This window comes from Paenibacillus sp. 276b, from assembly GCF_900107875.1.
Lineage (GTDB): Bacteria > Bacillota > Bacilli > Paenibacillales > Paenibacillaceae > Paenibacillus > Paenibacillus marchantiae.
Map to the genome: position 1 here is coordinate 534,860 of NZ_FNRR01000002.1, position 16,266 is coordinate 551,125.

General features: G+C 48.2%; 11 protein-coding genes. 8 read left to right on the top strand and 3 right to left on the bottom strand.

Annotation, left to right across the window (positions count from 1 at the left end; genetic code table 11):
* Window positions 1–96: 96 nt before the first annotated feature.
* Window positions 97–2,277 carry a serine hydrolase domain-containing protein gene (locus BLV50_RS13160; protein ID WP_090808127.1) on the bottom strand — a complete coding sequence of 727 codons (2,181 nt, stop codon included), beginning with the start codon at window positions 2,275–2,277 and terminating at the stop codon, window positions 97–99.
* 154 nt (window positions 2,278–2,431) lie between these two features.
* Window positions 2,432–3,682, bottom strand: coding sequence for an MDR family MFS transporter (locus tag BLV50_RS13165; protein WP_090808129.1), 1,251 nt, complete (start codon window positions 3,680–3,682; stop codon window positions 2,432–2,434).
* Between the two features lie 140 nt (window positions 3,683–3,822).
* On the opposite strand from BLV50_RS13165, the gene BLV50_RS13170 reads away from it, so the two are divergent.
* On the top strand, window positions 3,823–5,388 hold the full coding sequence (locus BLV50_RS13170; protein ID WP_090808131.1) for an ABC transporter substrate-binding protein: 1,566 nt from the start codon (window positions 3,823–3,825) through the stop codon (window positions 5,386–5,388).
* A gap of 23 nt (window positions 5,389–5,411) precedes the next feature.
* The gene (locus tag BLV50_RS13175) at window positions 5,412–5,651 is read left to right on the top strand and encodes a hypothetical protein (protein WP_090808134.1); all 240 of its coding nucleotides are present in this window, start codon (window positions 5,412–5,414) and stop codon (window positions 5,649–5,651) included.
* 43 nt (window positions 5,652–5,694) lie between these two features.
* Here BLV50_RS13175 and BLV50_RS13180 read toward each other — a convergent pair whose 3' ends face one another.
* Entirely contained in the window at window positions 5,695–7,188 is a 1,494-nt protein-coding gene (locus BLV50_RS13180; protein WP_090808136.1) for a serine hydrolase, read from the bottom strand.
* A 295-nt stretch (window positions 7,189–7,483) separates the two neighbouring features.
* Between BLV50_RS13180 and BLV50_RS13185 the strand changes: the two genes are divergently transcribed.
* From BLV50_RS13185 to BLV50_RS13210, 6 genes are all read left to right on the top strand, one after another.
* The gene (locus BLV50_RS13185; RefSeq protein WP_072734304.1) at window positions 7,484–8,686 is read left to right on the top strand and encodes an outer membrane lipoprotein-sorting protein; all 1,203 of its coding nucleotides are present in this window, start codon (window positions 7,484–7,486) and stop codon (window positions 8,684–8,686) included.
* Between the two features lie 459 nt (window positions 8,687–9,145).
* Window positions 9,146–10,333 (top strand): alanine racemase, encoded by a 1,188-nt coding sequence (gene alr, locus BLV50_RS13190; protein ID WP_090808138.1) that lies wholly within the window; start codon window positions 9,146–9,148, stop codon window positions 10,331–10,333.
* Window positions 10,334–10,594: 261 nt separating this feature from the next.
* The gene (locus BLV50_RS13195; protein ID WP_024630715.1) at window positions 10,595–10,876 is read left to right on the top strand and encodes a CopG family ribbon-helix-helix protein; all 282 of its coding nucleotides are present in this window, start codon (window positions 10,595–10,597) and stop codon (window positions 10,874–10,876) included.
* A 3-nt stretch (window positions 10,877–10,879) separates the two neighbouring features.
* A complete protein-coding gene (locus BLV50_RS13200; protein WP_024630714.1) occupies window positions 10,880–11,230 on the top strand; it encodes a type II toxin-antitoxin system PemK/MazF family toxin in 351 nt (116 codons plus the stop codon).
* Between the two features lie 234 nt (window positions 11,231–11,464).
* Window positions 11,465–13,654, top strand: a complete 2,190-nt coding sequence (locus BLV50_RS13205; RefSeq protein WP_079695272.1) for an alpha-galactosidase — start codon at window positions 11,465–11,467, stop codon at window positions 13,652–13,654.
* A gap of 274 nt (window positions 13,655–13,928) precedes the next feature.
* Entirely contained in the window at window positions 13,929–16,151 is a 2,223-nt protein-coding gene (locus BLV50_RS13210; protein WP_090808140.1) for a Tex family protein, read from the top strand.
* Window positions 16,152–16,266: the final 115 nt, after the last annotated feature.

Sequence of the window (16,266 nt, forward strand, 5' to 3'; positions counted from 1 at the left end):
GTTCAGAGGGAGGAAGCTCCTCCTTCGAACAAGCCTGTTTAATTTTTTATGTTATGAGTGCGAGAGTAATACTGTTATTGCAATCTGGTGTTCAGTTTATTCAGGATTCACGGTTGCAGGTGCAGCCGAAGCATCTTCAGCAGGTTTTTCGTCTTCAGGGGAAGCCTCCGCTTTTGACTGTTTTGCCATCAACTCAGCTACGATTTTATCGGTTGGCTGCGTGAACAATTTATACATAATCGCTGCCTCTTCCTGGCGGATCAGTGGTTTGCGCGCAAGGAAATCGACTGATCCATCCTCCAGCACCTTCACTTCAGGACCGTGGATGCCTAGCTTAACCATCATCTGGATCGCAGGCACAGCCCAGGCATCTGTCTGCCCGGCCAGCTTCACATCCTCGAACAGTTCATTTGGATATTGCAGCTGGAGAGTTCTCCAAATCATCACCATAGCTTCCTGACGTGTGATGACCTGATCCGGTTTGAACTGTTTCTCATCCGCACCGGCGATCATGCCGGATTCATAACCTAGCTGAATGTAACCGGCAGCAGGGTGAGTTGCCCAGTCGGTATCCGCAGGTGGCGTCGTTTTGCTGGCTTTCAGCCCGCTCATTTTAAGGACATCCTCAATGAATTCAGCCCGTGTAACGGCATTTTTGGGTTGAAAAGCTTCATTTGCATCATTGGTATAGTATCCAAGGGATTGTAATCCATAGATGGCTTCAGCATAAGGACTATTCGCCTGGACATCCCGGAAGCCTTGGGGTTTCTGTCCTTTTTTCTCATATCCGAACGGGTTGAGATAAGGTTCTTTCATGTAGATGGTTCCATCTGCATTTTCCTTAAACGCCGTGAACTGGTCTGTTAATTCATCCTTGAAGAGATGATCTTCAACCTGGATCAGATTACGTGGGCCTATGAAAGCATCTGAAATGCTCAATTGTCCGGGTTCTTTCCCGCCATCTTTCAGGGAACTGACAATGGTGCTCAGTCGCAGATCCGCGTATAGACCAGCGAAGCGTTGCAGCTCATCCGCTGATTGAGGTGTATATTCCTTGAATTTGACGGGCTCCGCATATTGCGGGAAGAACGTCTGGATAAAGGCCGGGTAGAAGAAATTACGAAGTGCTCCCGTCTGGTTGTAAGTAAGGAAAACGCCGGTGTTTTGCTCAGGAATAAGGAAGAGATAAGAGCTGAATCCGATCAGGTCGCCAGCTTTGGTAATAATTTTGGAACTGCTGCCTGCACCCGGAAGCTGAAAAGCGGCTTCAAATCCATAAGTGGTATTGGGTAGCAGCGGATGAATGGAAGAACGGTATTGTTCCATGCTTTTTACCGTAGATTCTTTCCAAATACGTTCGTTATCCTTCACACCATCATTCAGGAAAGCGATCATGAAATTCCCGATATCCTCTGCCGTTGAGAGCATGCCGCCTTGAGGCATAGGTGTTGGGGAAAGGGTGTACAGGTCGAGTGGATTATGGCCCGCATCATAGGCTGTTGCAAGTTGGTTTTTGAACTTGCCGTTCAGCAAGAAACTGCTGTTATCCATACCCAGAGGTTTGAAGATATGCTGCTGCATATACGATTCAAAAGGCTCGCCGCTCACATTCTCCACAATCATGCCAAGCAGCAGGAAGGAGAAGTTGTCGTACATGTAGGCGCTACCAGGTTCTCGAACGACAGGTGGCATATGTAACTTGGCATATTCCTCCATCGATACACTTTTGTCAAAGTCATCATGGATGTCTTCCTGCTGCGGGTCGCGAATCTCGAATCCGGTGGTGTGTGTGAGCAGATTCTCTACCGTTACAGGTTTGTCAAAAGGATTATCGAAATCCAGTCCTTTCACATAGGTCTGGAAATCAGCCTTCAAATCCACCTTGCCTTGCTCTACGAGCTGCATGACAGCGGCTGATGTGAATGTTTTGGAGACCGAGGCGATACGAAAGGTGGTATTTTTCGGATCAACGGGCGTTTTACTCTCCAAATCGGAATATCCATACCCTTTCTCTGCCACGACTTTTCCATCTTTGACAACGACTACGGAAGCACCAACATATTGGGCCTTCGCTTCGGCGGAATCAAAAAATGTATCCAGAAAGGCTGTCGCGGACTCCGTTGTCAGCGCTGTCACTTTCCCTTTTTCATTGACCGCAGCAGGTGCGGTCTCCGCTTGCACGGCGGGTGCCCATAGACTGAGCGACAGGACCAACGCCATGAACGCCCCCGTTATGGAGGTGAGTCTGAAGCGGGTGCTTCGATTGGATAAATGCATGTAAACACTCCTTCAAAAGAAAATTTTGTAAATAGGACTCTCCTGTTATTACTGATTACTGGCCCGATAAGTTTCAAGATAGTAGATTGTGATATACATTTCCAATAGAACTCAAAACTACCAGGAGAAAGTCCAGCATAGAGGAGCTTGGAATTTATGAGGCATCTGCACAGGGTCGTGGTTCACTTTGAACCGTTGACGGCCGGAGCGACTGACGGAAAAATACGAGAGCACCGATCCCCATCAATACATACAGGCCAGCCATTGCATAGGAAGGCAGAAAGGCCCCCATCGTTAGGCCAAGACTACCCAGGAGAGCGGCCGCGTTATAACTCATGCCGTCTGCAGCCATATAGGCAGCACGGTCGGATTCAGGAATCATGCCAGCAAGCATGACCTGACGGACGGGCGCATACATGAGCTCACCGATGGTTAGCAGTACAGCGGATGTAATAAGCAGCCAGGCCCAATTGCTGAAAGCGAGCACGGCAAAACCCGTAGTGTACAGACACATGCCGACAGTCATAATAAATCTGGACTGGAAACGCCCCAGCCATTTGGAGAAAGGAATGGCCATGATTACGACGAGCACAGTGTTAATCGCCATGATCAGACTGAACATCTGCAGACCTGAGATGTCCCAACGGAACAGTTGGGCGTTGAATTCACTTTTCAGACGAACGGCGATGTATTTATCCATTTGGAATTCCAGAGAGACAGCCAGCACTGTTGCGGTGAAAAACACCATAAAACGTTTGTCCCTAAATACACAGCCATACGTTTTCAGTATGTTCCTATTAATCGGGGCATCAAGCTGATTCGAGTGTTTAATATCCATTGTTTCGTGAATATATAACAAGAGAATAAATAGTGTAACCAAGCTCTCCATGCATACCAGACTGAACAAAATGAAGCGGAAGGACTCGAATAATAACCCGCCCATCAGCGCACCAATCGTAACGGCAACGTTGGTGGTCCAATATTGCAGCCCATAGACATACTGACGTTCATGTTCACTGCTCACGTCTACAATCATGGCATTGGCAATGGGTCCGGTGATACCCGAACTGATGCTACTAAGCAGAAACATGACACAAGTTAAAGGAACGGAGTCCATCCATGGGGAGTTGGCGGCAGCCAGCAAGAACAGGGCGAATACCTGCAACATTTGGGCGATGACCATCAGTTTCTTGCGCCCGACTCGGTCAGACCAGTATCCTGCGCCCAAGCCAACGATCATGGAGGCCACAATATTAACGGTTAACAGTATACCTGCCCAGCCTGCACCAATCTGGACACTCAGATAAATCGCCATAAAAGGAATAATGGATTTCTGAGTTAGATCCGTAAAAAAATCAGTAATGATACGAATCTTGATGTTGGGATGCAAATCAGTATATTTCATGTGCAGTTCTCTTCCTTCCCGCTGGTGTTGTCGATGTACCTGAGTATAATGGAGGAAAACCTGAAGAAAAACTGTAGAAGCGTACGAGTCAATTTCGTATTTTACTCAGGGAAGGAAAGGCAGGGATAGTTGTGGAGGTCATGGATCATTATATTCAGCTTCGCGTGGCCTTTTCGAACGTGGACGAAGAGGAAGAAATACACACAACGATTGGTGAGCTGGCGAATCATTTATGTTGTACGATGCGCAATATGAATCTGATTATGAACAAATTTATGGATCATGGCTGGATCAGATGGAGCCCGCAACGCGGCAGAGGGAAGACATCGGTGCTCGTTTTTTGCCATCCTCTGTTACAGGCTGTTCAGGAACGATTTGATCGACTGTTGCAGGGAAACAAGTTGGAGGAGGCCTATATGCTGGCTTCAACAATGCCGTTTTCGATGCGAGAAATATTGATGCAAGGATTACAAGGCCAGTTCGGTCTGCGTTCCGATCACGGCGCTCGGGGAAGAGTTGATACACTGCGAATTCCACAGGAGACTGCTTTTGAGACATTGGACCCTACCCGGGCTTACATGTGGGGAGAAGTTGGAATTGTTGCGGAGGTATTTGATCGCTTGGTGCAGTACAACGCTGAACGCCAAGTCTGTGAACCGAGTCTTGCCGTTGCATGGGAGAGCAACCCTGAGGGAACAGAGTGGATCTTTTATTTGCACAAAGGCATAGTCTTTCACCATGGCAGGATGCTTAATGCAGAGGACGTAAGATATACGTTTGAACGGATTCTTTCCGATCAGGAGAACCCTTGCAAGTCACTGTTTGGCTCCATTCATCACATAGAAACGTTCGACGAGCTAACGGTGCGCTTTGTGTTGCGGTTTCCCAACTTTATGTTCCCGGATCTGATGAGCAGCATGAATGCATCCATCTTACCCCGTGATGTGGAGCTTGACCCGATGCATCCGATTGGTACGGGGCCTTACCGATTGACACGCAATCATCCCAAGCTGCTTGTGCTGGAGGTGTTCCCTTCGTATTTCAGGGGGCGGGCGTTTATTGATCGGGTTGAAATATGGCAGCTTCCTCAGACGGGTCTAGTGGAGTCAGTGATCAAACAGGACTTGTTTCCAGACGGACTGGCTCGCTTGATTCAACATGAGGTTCAGGGCGGTGTGTTTATGACTTTTAATATGCGAAAAGAAGGCCCACAGCAGGATTTATACTTTCGTCAGGCTGTTCAGCAACTGATGGATCCACAAGAGATGATGGTGGCGTTGGCACACACAGGTGTACATGCTGCATATAGCCTGATTCGGGACAAGTCCAAGGAAAAGCAGATACTTGAACGAATAGAATCGAAGCCAACAGCCCTTTCTGCTGACTTATCTCTCGTAAGAGCTTCAGAGCTGTTACAACGCAGCTGCTACGCAGGCCAGATTATGAATGTGTGGGTAGAGGAAGGCGAGAAAATGGAGACAGACATGGCCTGGTTCGCACAGCGTTGTGCACTTATTGGACTGAAAGTGAGTGTTACGCCAGGTAATCCGGTAGATGCCGTATACCATGATGAATTCGCCTCTTATGATTTGATTTACACGGGTGAAGTGTTCGATGAGCATGTGACGCTGAGTCTATTAACGATGTATACTTTCCAAAATACGCTGTTCCTTATGGCATTGGATGACGAGCGAAAAGCGAGCTAGAACGTGAATGCAGACACGTCGTTATGATTCAGGATAGTGCTGAGCGGTTGCGTACGCTAATGACGTTGGAGGGGCGACTCATTCAAGAGGCCTTACTCTTGCCTACATACAGCTTCAGGGAAGAACATGCACACCACGTTTCGCTTCAGGATTACCGTGTCGTAGCATACGGTATGCCTGATCTGCGTCGATTGTGGGTGAAGAGAAGTCAAAATACAGAAGAAGATACTGCGAGTTATCCGGCGTATATCCCATTGTGGTAAAGAGTGTAATTACTACAATGGGATAGGCCGGTGGGGGCTACTTTTATACTGAAGGTGTCTTTATAAATCCAATTGGATTCGTACCTGGTTCCAGCAGTAGCGGAATGGAGAGAGAGCTTATGGTGTCCTCTTCATCCGTCTTAAACGTAAAAGTGATTTTCAAGCCAAACAGGACAAGCTCTACGGAAAACGTATCTTTTCCAGTGTATTCCATAGGCATTTCAATGGCATTCAATGTGGCCTGTAACCCATCGTTCGTCTGTTGAATAACGATCTCGCCGTAACCCGGATGATTATAACTTCCCGCATACGCATGGATAGGACGATCATGGGGATGAACCTGAGCTTCCACTGGTTTTTCCTCAACCGAGGTTTCTGGCGTAGTTGGTGTTTCTATGGTGTCTGTTGCTGCTTCGGAATCAGTTGAATCTCCAGTCATTAATTTGGCTAATCTCCCACTCCAATCTACAGGTTTCAATTCAAGCAAACGATCAATAACGTTAAAAGAAATCGTGTAGGGAAGAATGCTTCCATTGGTATTGCAAAGGACTACAACACCGATCTGTTCCTCTGGTAAAAAGGCGACCTGTGAAGCGAATCCATCGATTGCCCCGCCGTGATGAATCATGGCGTTCCCGCGATAAGAATCGATCATCCAGCCCAGACCGTACGTGCTAACAGGCAGCTCTTTGCTGTGGAATGGTGAATCACAAGCCATTTGCGGGCTGTGTGTAACAGCCAACTGTTCTTTGGAAATCAGTTGATTCCCACCCTGTTGCCCTTGATTCAACTGAAATTGCACCCAGGCGATCATATCGACCAGATTGCTGTTAATGGAGCCAGCAGGGCCTACGGCATCAATTTTCCGAAAAGGTATCCGCGTATTCTCACCATTTTGATCCATATAAGGGAAGGCGAAGTCAGGTTGATTCTGCATCTCATCGACAGAGAAGACACTTGAATTCATACCAAGTGGGTTAAACAGGGACTCCTGGACAACATTCTCCCATGAAGTTCCTTTGAGTTGACCCACCAGATAACCAGCGGCCATATACATCAGGTTCTGGTATTGCCATTTGTTCCGAAAGTCCTCATTAGGCTCCAGATACTGAAGCGCGTTTACGAGTTCTTCTCTGCTCCGTGATGAGTTATACCATGCCATATCGTGCCTTGGAAGTCCGGAGCGGTGACAGAGCATATCGCGGATGGTCAGGCGTTCTGTAGCTACCGGATCGAACATTTTGAAGTCTTTCAAATACGTTCTAACAGGTGTGTCCCACTTCAGAATGTCCTGATCCACCAGCAGGGCAGCGGTTGATGCTGTGAAGGCTTTGGTACTTGAACCGATCGCGAATAGGGTATGGGGTGTAACTTCAAGCTGGGACTCCAGATCGCGATAACCGTATCCTTTTTGCAAAATGACTTCATCCTTGTGAATAACCGCTACCGCCACACCTACTCCTTTCCAACGTTGAAGCTGCTCTTCCACAAAATCATCCAATCCATTCAGCAATGAGTGAAGATAGGTTGTGTTCATTATTTTCCTCCAATTTAAAATAGAGTTGTACATCAATTAAGCTACATAATCGTGGTATGTAATTACATGGGTTGGGTTGTTATCTGTATTTACTATGAAGAATCTGGTTGGATTTTACATCCTACCCGAGACTGATTTTGTTACCAGATAGGGTGTTGCGGCACTGATTGATGGAATGCTTGTCAAACTAGTCCGCATATATCGAACAAGTCCCTCATAACATGTACTAATCAAGTAGGGGTTCTGCTGTACGCACAATCCTGAAGTGAAAACATGTGCTAAAGGGGATGATGTCATGCGCCGAATATCATGGATGCTTGCCATGGTATTGGTCTTATCGACCTTACTTGCCGCCTGCGGGAAGAAGGATGCGGCAGCCGTGGTCAAAGATCTGAACGAAGTCGTAGGAGAAATGGAAAGTTATCAGGGGGCAGGCGTTATGACGCTGCATACCGGAGATACGCCGCAGCAGTACAAGGTCGAGGTATGGCATCAAAAGCCTTCATATTATCGTATCGCGTTAACGAATGCCAAAAAGGATGTAACACAAATTGTACTGCGCAATGATGAGGGCGTATTTGTCCTGACACCGAGTCAGAACAAAAGCTTCCGTTTCCAGAGTAACTGGCCGGATAACCAAGGCCAGGTTTACCTCTACGAGACGCTGATCCGCAGCATAACAGGTGATTCGACCCGCCAGTTTGCCGATGAGAAGGAAAGCTATGTATTCGATGTAGCTGCCAACTACAATACACATGCATTGGTCAGACAGAAAATATGGTTAAACAAAAGCGATTACGCTCCAAAACAGGTAGAAGTATCCGACTCGAATGCCAATGTGGTGGTCGATGTGAAGTTCGATAGCTTCAAATTTGGTACCGAATTTGAGAAAGACGCTTTTGATATGCAGCGTAATATGACTGCTGCTACTGAAAATGGTGGCAAGGTTGGTACTGACTCAGGCGCGGCTCCTGCTGGGGAGGGTAAAGAGACTACCAATCCTCAAGCTGCAACAGAGGAAGGTTCTGCATCCAATCCAAGCGGAACCGTTAGTGATGGACAGACGGGTGTGAGTGATAACGCCGAGCAGCAAGGTTCAGAAGATCCAGCCAGTGGGAAAGGAACCGAAGAACCGACATCGGCCGAGCCGGAAGGTACAGGCAGCTTCGGGGTTATTCAGCCGACCTATGCACCGGAAGGCGTCAAGCTGAAAGACGATCAGATCGTGGAAGGATCAGGAGACTATTCGGTTATGCTTCGCTACGAAGGAACATATAATTACACGATTTTTGAAGCGCGGCCGCAGGACAGAGCGGTATCACTTGCGCCATCCAGTGTCGTGGATCTTGGATTCACGCTGGGTATGTTGAGTGGAGATGCCTTACAGACACTTACATGGATGACAGATGGAGTGGAGTACCGGATCACAAGTGCAGATCTTCCACAGAATGAGATGGTACAGATTGCGACATCGATGCAGGAAGAGTCAGGGAAATGATTTGCAAAGTATAGTCGTCCTAACATAAGGAATGCTAAGAAGCATCGGAGATGAATTCTCCGGTGCTTTGCTGCATATACAGGTCTTCGTTCCTGTTTTATAGCAATGATTCGCAGAATTTGATTTCGGTTGAAGCTATGAGTATCAACAGCCCATGACCCTGCGTAAGATAAGCAAGGATTAGGTCCAGTGCACTCAATAATGCAAAACACGCTTCTACGCGGGAGGAACCGGGTAAATAATACGATATAAGCAGATGAGTTACGTTATGGAGAGATGAATATCTCATTCATGGTCTGGCTTATGGGTCTTATTCCGCGTTTGCTCCCGACTTCAGGATAGCGCTCCTGTATGTGTTTTGGACTGCAGATCTTCCGTTCATTTGACAGTCACATGCTTGAGCATTACGATGGAGTCTGACGTGAGCCGGATTAAGATGATTAGAGAAGGTGACTTAACGTGCAAGAACAATATCGGCCGACCCAAGCGGAAATCAATTTGGATCATTTGTGCAACAACGTAGACGCTTTCCGTGAAACATTGCCGCAAGGCAAGAAACTGCTCGCTTGTGTAAAGGCAAATGCCTATGGACATGGGGCAGTGGAGATGGCCAGAGAACTGGAACGAGTTGGCGTGGATTACTTAAGTGTAGCTTTTCTTGACGAAGCGCTTGAATTGCGACAACACGGAATTACCCTTCCGATTCTGGTATTGGGCTACACGCCGCCAGAAGGCATCGCTGAAGCATGGAAACATGATGTAACCATTACGCTGTTCAGTAAGGAAGTACTCGAAGCCATTCAACATCTGGAGACGGGCACATCCTCTCGTAAGCTCAAGGTTCACATCAAAATCGACAGCGGCATGGGCAGACTTGGCCTGTTGCCTGGCGAAGAGGCAGTTGCTTTTATTCAGGAAGCAGCCAAGCTGAAGCAGGTGATGCTTGAAGGCATGTTTACCCATTTTGCCAAGGCGGATGAAAAAGACAAGACCTATACACTGGAGCAGTATCGACGGTTCCGAGGCGTGGTTGATGCGCTGCGGGATCAGGGATGTGTCATCCCGATTATACATACGGCGAACAGCGCCGCTACCATTGATACACCGGAGTTGTCCTACGATATGGTACGTGTGGGAATTAGTCTGTACGGATTGTATCCTTCGCGAGAGGTGAATCATCAGGTAGTGAAGCTGTCCCCGGTATTGACACTGAAGACGAAGGCGGTTCTGGTCAAAACGCTGCCACCTCATTGGGGTGTTAGCTACGGAACCCGTTATGTAACACAAGGGAACGAACGAATAGCGACCCTGCCTATAGGCTATGCAGACGGATTTTCAAGAATGCTGTCAGGTAAAGCACAAGTACTTGTGCGCGGCCGCCGCGTTCCCGTCGTCGGTACGATCTGCATGGATCAGTGTATGGTGTCGCTACAATCTTTTGCAGCAGAAGCAGAAGAAATTCAAGTCGGCGAAGAGGTTGTTCTCATCGGCCACCAATCGGGTGCAGTCATTACTGCAGACGAAGTGGCATCTCAGCTCGGTACGATTCCCTACGAAGTGATCTGCATGATGGCGCATCGAATCCCGCGGGTTTATACCCGTAATGGAGCAGTAGTCGCCAGAATCAACCCTCTTTTGACATCCTGATAGCTCGACTGGACGCTATTACCAATAAACTTTTTTTCAGAACAGAAGGAAAACTGTCGGAGCATCTCGAATTATGAATGATGACTGGGATGAAAAATCCTGAAAAGAGATGTTTGGTCTGTACGAATATTGTTCCCCGTGTTTATAATGGAGTACAGCATACTTGATATACTCGGGGCATATATATTCCTTTGTATAAAAGTTCTGGAAAAACGTAATACTGGTTCACAATGGCGAAAGGTTTGTGGGGGTGGAAGAAAGGTGGCCAACTTGCAGAACACCAAGCGGATCATGATCAGTTTGCCTGATTATCTTTTGCAAGAAGTGGATGGCATCGTAGCGCTGGAGAATTCCAACCGCAGCGAATTGATTAGGCAGGCCATGAAGCTGTATTTGACGGAGCGTAAGAAACGTTACATCCGTGAATCGATGCAGCGAGGGTACATGGAGATGGCGAAGATTAACCTCACCATGGCATCCGAGGCCTTTCACGCGGAGGAAGATGCGGACAGCACTCTGGACCGCTTAGTTAGCGGGGTGTAGACATTGATCGTAAAACGCGGTGACGTTTTTTTTGCGGATCTTTCTCCCGTTGTTGGTTCCGAGCAAGGTGGAGTCAGGCCGGTTCTGGTCATCCAGAATGACATCGGCAACCGGTTTAGTCCTACTTGTATTGTGGCGGCGATCACCGCCCAAATCCAAAAGGCAAAGCTGCCGACGCATGTAGAGATTGATGCGGCGGCACACGGCTTTGACCGGGACTCGGTTATTTTGCTCGAACAAATACGGACGATTGATAAGCAGAGGCTGACCGACAAGATTACCCATCTGGACGAGGAGACCATGAAACTGGTCAACGAAGCCTTACAGATCAGCCTGGGTTTAATCGATTTTTAAGGCACCAGGCAGTTGTTTCTTTGTTCTGCCGTGCCATCCGTAGACAATGGATGTTCCTTGCAGGAACACACAATTTCAGACAGCAATCAAAAGAGCGTACAACAGCCTAATGGCTGGGGTACGTTCTTTTGATTAAAGCTTCATGAAAGCGTAGAACATTGTGAAGCTTTTCGTTATAATGATACCTGAGAAACCGTTTACGTTAATCGACATATATAGAGGTGGAGGAGACACATGAGCATTTATATTGATCAGGAGAAGCTTCAATTTCATCTACAGACTCAAAAGGCAAGCTATGTATTTCAGGTACTGCCTTCGGGATATTTGGTACATTTATATTATGGCAAAAAACTGCGTGATACCGATCTGAGCTGGCTTCATGTGCGTACAGAGCGTGCTTCGTTCAGCCCAAATCCGGTGCCGGAAGATCGGACGATCTCTTTCGACACGTTGGCAGTAGAACTGCCGGTGTATGGTACAAGTGATTTCCGTAATCCGGCAATCCAATTGGAGCTTGAGAATGGTTCAACCGTTTCGGAGTTTACGTATACAGGCCATCGACTGATCAAAGGAAAGACAGCGCTTACCGGACTGCCTGCAACTTATGTTGAGTCCGACGATGAAGCCGAGACACTCATCGTTGAACTGGAGGACCGTGTTGCAGGGATCAAGATTGAACTTAGCTACACGGCCTTTACGGCCTTTAATGCGATTACGCGTTCCATGCGCATCATTAATGAGAGCGCTACCTCGGTGAATATTGCACGTGCGCTCAGCTCTTCCGTTGATTTCCCGCATGCCGATTACGAATTGCTGCAATTGTCAGGAGCATGGACGCGTGAACGGGATATCGTTCGCAGACCGCTTGCTTCCGGCCTGCAAGGCATCGAGAGTCGTCGAGGCTCAAGCAGTCACCAGCAGAACCCGTTCATTGCACTGATGACACCGGGTACAGACGAAGATCAGGGTGAAGTCTACGGGTTCAGTCTTGTATATAGCGGCAGCTTTACAGCACAGGCAGAAGTGGATCAGTTCCACACCACTCGTGTATCCCTTGGAATCAATCCATTTGAGTTCAGCTGGAAGCTGGATTCGCAGGAGTCATTCCAGACGCCTGAGACGGTCATGGTCTATTCGGACGCAGGTCTCGATGGTATGTCTCAGTCGTATCATAATCTGTATCGTGAACGCCTTGCACGTGGCAAGTTCCGTAATGCAGAGCGTCCGGTTCTGGTCAACAACTGGGAAGCGACCTATTTCGGCTTCAACGCAGATAAGATTGAACAGATCGCCCAGGCAGGGAAGAAGCTTGGCATTGAACTGTTCGTACTGGATGATGGATGGTTCGGACATCGGGACAGCGATAACTCCTCACTTGGTGACTGGATTGTGGACAAGAACAAATTGCCACAAGGCCTGGATGATTTGGCCAACCGGGTAACCAGTTTGGACATGCAGTTCGGACTATGGTTCGAGCCTGAGATGATTTCGCCAGACAGCGAATTGTACCGTGCTCATCCGGACTGGTGTTTGCATGTGCCGGATCGTCGTCGTACGGAAGGGCGTCAACAATTGGTACTCGATTTCTCCCGTCAGGATGTGCGTGATGAGATTGTACGCATGCTAAGCGATGTGCTTGGATCTGCGCCGATCACTTATGTGAAATGGGACATGAACCGGAATATGACGGAAGTGGGTTCTGCATTGCTTCCAGCAGATAGACAGCGTGAGACTGCGCATCGTTATATGCTTGGATTGTACGAAGTCATGGAACGTATTACTTCGGCGTTCCCGAATATCCTGTTCGAGAGCTGTTCAGGTGGTGGCGGCCGTTTTGATCCAGGTATGCTGTACTACATGCCGCAAACGTGGACCAGCGATAATACGGACGCGATATCCCGTCTGCGTATTCAGTATGGTACAAGCCTGGTATATCCGGTAAGTTCAATGGGGTCACATATCTCAGCGGTTCCAAATCATCAGGTCAACCGAATTACTTCCCTAGAGATTCGTGGACATGTCGCGATGTCGGGTAACTTTGGATACGAGTTGGATTTGACTCGTTTCACAGAGGAAGAGAATGCTATCGTGAAGGCTCAGGTTGAACTGTACAAAGAAATTCGGGGAACCATCCAATACGGAACGTTCCGGCGCCTGCTAAGTCCGTTTGAGGGAAATGAAACGGCATGGATGTTTATTGCCCCAGATGGCAGCGAAGCCGTTGTATTCTACTTCCGTGTGCTGTCTGAACCAAATGCACCGCTCCAACGTCTGAAGCTGAAGGGCCTCGACCCTGATGCGGATTACCGCCTGAAAGGTGGTTCCGAGACGTTTACCGGGGATGCGCTGATGTATGGTGGGATCTCTGTAGGCCGTGCATCGGGAGACTATTGGAGTGAAATGTTCCGCTTCGAACGGGTATAATAAACTGGCGTGAATGCAGTGTTTGTCAGGGGAGACCGGAAGACGTCGGGGAGACGTTTTTCGGTCTTTTCTTATGGTTGAGATGAAGGTTTGATACGTAATCTCAATTGTAAGAACTTGTAACATGGACGAATGCTGGAAATCTGAACGGGATTTTGTGATAATATAGGGGAGAGGAATCTGCATGAATGCAGGTTCGATACTGTGATTACAGCAGCAAAGCTGCCCTGAACAAGCTTCAACTGAACGATTCAGGAAGGAAAGAGGGATTTATTTGTCTGAACAGGAAACGGTTCTGGAACCCAATGAAGAAACAATAAAGGCAGAACGCCATGAACGAATCATCAAACAGGTAGCCAAGGAACTGTCACTGTCCTTGAAGCAGGTCCGCACAACGTCGGAGCTTCTGGACGAAGGCAATACGATTCCATTTATCGCCCGCTACCGTAAAGAAATGACTGGAGAGCTGGATGAGAACCAGCTGCGGCTCATTGAAGAACGCATCGTATACTTGCGTAATCTGGAAGACCGCAAAGTGGAAGTCATCCGTATTATAGAGGAACAAGGCAAGCTGACCGGAGAACTGAAACAGTCTATCACTCAGGCAGTTAAGCTGCAGGAAGTGGAGGACTTGTACCGTCCGTTTCGTCAGAAGCGGAAAACCCGTGCCAGTGTAGCGAAGGAAAAAGGTCTCGAACCACTCGCTGTCTGGATCTGGGGTCAACCAAAGCAAGGGAATCCTCTGGAGGAAGCTGCGCGTTATATCAATGCTGAACTTGGGGTAGAAGATGCAGAGGTTGCACTTCAGGGAGCCAAAGACATTTTGGCTGAGAATATTGCAGATGATGCTGCTATTCGTGCATGGATTCGTCGTTATACGCTCGATCATGGCATGCTGACTTCGGAAGCAAAGGATGCTGAGCAGGAGTCTGTATATGAGAACTACTATGATTATCGTGAATTAGCCAAAAAAATGCCTCCTCACCGTATTCTCGCCATTAACCGCGGTGAACGTGAAAACATTTTGAAAGTGGGCCTGGACGTGCAGCCTGAACCGGCTCACCGTCATATGGAAGGACAAATCATCAAGGGTGCATCTGCGGTCCAAGACGTTTTGCGTGCTGTGATTGAAGATGCTTACAAACGATTGATTGCCCCTTCGATTGAGCGTGAGGTTCGTGCAGAACTGACGGAAAAAGGTGAAAACCAAGCGATATCCGTATTCTCGGCTAATCTTCGTAATCTGTTGCTTCAGCCGCCGATTCATGGCAAACGTGTGCTTGGTGTCGATCCTGCCTATCGAACCGGTTGTAAACTGGCTGTGGTCGACGATACGGGCAAGCTGTTGGAAGTGGCTGTTACGTACCCAACGCCACCACACAACAAGAAGCGTGAAGCTGCTGAGGTTTTCCATCGGATGATCAAGCAATATGATATCGGGTTGATTGTTATCGGTAATGGTACCGGATCCCGTGAAACAGAACAGTTTGTTGCCGAGATTATTCAGGAGAACGGGGACGAAAGTCTCGTGTATCTGATCGTCAATGAAGCTGGAGCGAGTGTATATTCTGCATCCAAGCTGGCCCAGGAAGAATTCCCGGATCTTGACGTTGCTGAGCGGAGTGCTGCTTCGATTGCCCGCCGGGTGCAAGACCCGCTGGCTGAGCTGGTTAAGATTGATCCAAAAGCCATTGGTGTAGGCCAATACCAACATGACGTATCTCAAAAAATATTGGAAGAAAGCCTGAAGGCTGTTGTGGAATCCGCAGTTAACCATGTGGGCGTGGATGTGAACACGGCTTCGCCTTCACTGCTGTCCTATGTTGCGGGTGTAAATGCCACCATTGCCAAAAATATCGTGAAATACCGCGAAGAGAACGGCCGGTTCACGAATCGTCGCCAGTTGCAAAAAGTGCCGCGTCTGGGTGCCAAAACCTATGAGCAATGCGTAGGCTTTATGCGGATTGGTGAAGGCGAGAACCCGCTGGATCGCACACCGATTCACCCTGAATCGTATAAGGTCGTTGATCAGCTCTTTAAGGAGCTTCAGGTTGCGCTGGACAAGCTGGGCAGCAAGGAACTGTCTGTTCTCCTGTCGGAGCAACAACCGGAACAGCTGGCTGTGAAGCTGGATGTGGGTGTACCTACACTGCGTGACATTCTGGACAGCTTGCAGCGTCCGGGTCGTGACCCGCGTGAGGAAATGCCGCTACCGATCTTCCGCACGGATGTGCTCAAAATTGAAGATTTGGTGGAAGGCATGGAGCTGCAAGGTACGGTTCGTAACGTGATCGACTTTGGTGCCTTTGTTGATATCGGCATCAAGAGTGACGGACTTGTCCACATCTCACAGCTGAGTAACGGTTACGTCAAACATCCGATGGATGTTGTATCTGTCGGGGATAATGTAACGGTCTGGGTGATGAACGTGGATACCAAAAAAGGCCGTGTCGGCCTCACGATGAAGAAGCCTGCTTCTTCTAAGCAGTCTTCCTAATCCAACACAATGATTGGAGAACAGCCTTCCCTGTAATGGGAAGGCTGTTTGTTGTCAGTTATAATAGTACTGTTGCCCGTACTGTATTGTTCGAAGGAATTTTATGAATGAAGTG